1 protein-coding gene is annotated in these 1193 nt (G+C 62.9%); it reads left to right on the top strand.

Features of this window, described 5'->3' with window-relative positions; translation table 11 throughout:
* Nucleotides 1-109: 109 nt before the first annotated feature.
* Nucleotides 110-1193: aspartate aminotransferase family protein (locus tag ACF1AK_RS36410; protein WP_391503091.1), on the top strand; the 1084-nt coding region annotated here is incomplete at its 3' end.

Here is a 1193-nt window from a genome sequence, read left to right as displayed (position 1 = left end):
GCCTACGCATTCGAGCAGGCAACCCAGTGGGTCGAGCGGGTTCTTCCGCCCGCACTCCGCGTGAACTGACCGATCTATTTCGAACGTATCCAGTTGGGAGAGAAAGACGATGGCTTCGGCATTGTGGCACGGGTTCGCGGACATGGGCGCTGTGGAGAAGAACGGCGCGTTTGTCGTCTCTCGCGGTGAGGGGGCGTACATCTGGGACCGCGAGGGCACTCGGTATCTGGATGCGACGGCGGGCCTGTGGTTCACCAATGTCGGGCACGGGCGCACGGAGATCGCGGATGCGGTGGCGGCTCAGTTGTCGAAGATCGCTCATTTCTCCAACTTCGGTGATTTTGTTCCCGAGACCACGCAGGTGTTGGCGGAGCGGTTGGCGACGATCGCGCCGGTTGCCGGGAGCAAGATCTTCTTCACCTCGGGTGGTTCGGATTCGGTGGACACTGCGGCGAAGCTCGCTCGCCGGTACTGGCACGAGGTGCGGCAGCCGGAGAAGGCGATTATCGTCGGTCGTCAGAAGGCGTATCACGGAATGCACGTTGCCGGAACGGCTCTCGCTGGTATTCCGGTGAACCGTGAGGGGTACGGCGAGCTGATGGCGGATGCGGCGACCGTCGGCTGGGATGATGCGAAGAGTCTGCTCGAGTTGATCGAGAAGATCGGTGCGAACAAGATCGCTGCGTTCTTCGCGGAGCCGATCATCGGTGCGGGTGGGGTGTATCTGCCGCCGGAGGGGTATCTGGCGGAGGTGCGTGACATCTGCCGTGAGCACGACATTCTGTTTGTCGTCGACGAGGTCGTGACCGGTTTCGGCCGGATCGGTGGTGAGTGGTTCGCGTCCACCCGTTTCGATTTGCAGCCCGACATGATGACCACGGCAAAGGGTTTGACGTCGGGTTATGTTCCGATGGGTGCGGTGTTCATCGCGCCGCGGGTGGCGGAGCCGTTCTATGCGGGTTCGTGGTGGCGCCATGGGTACACGTACGGCGGGCATGCCGGTGCTGCTGCGGCGGCGATGGCGAACCTGGACATTCTCGAGCGTGAGAATTTGCTCGCGGAGTCGAAGCGTTTGGAGGCGTCGTTGCATACGCATCTGCAGCCGTTGGCGGAGCATCCGCGGGTGGCGGAGGTTCGTAGTGGGCTCGGTGCGGTTGCTGCGGTGCAGTTGGTTGATCCGGCGGAGGCGTTGC

Origin of the sequence: Kitasatospora sp. NPDC015120, assembly GCF_043080305.1 — a bacterium.
In the GTDB taxonomy this organism is placed as follows: domain Bacteria; phylum Actinomycetota; class Actinomycetes; order Streptomycetales; family Streptomycetaceae; genus Kitasatospora.
The sequence above is the reverse complement of the archived record's forward strand: the minus strand, read 5'-3'. Positions and strand labels throughout refer to the sequence as shown.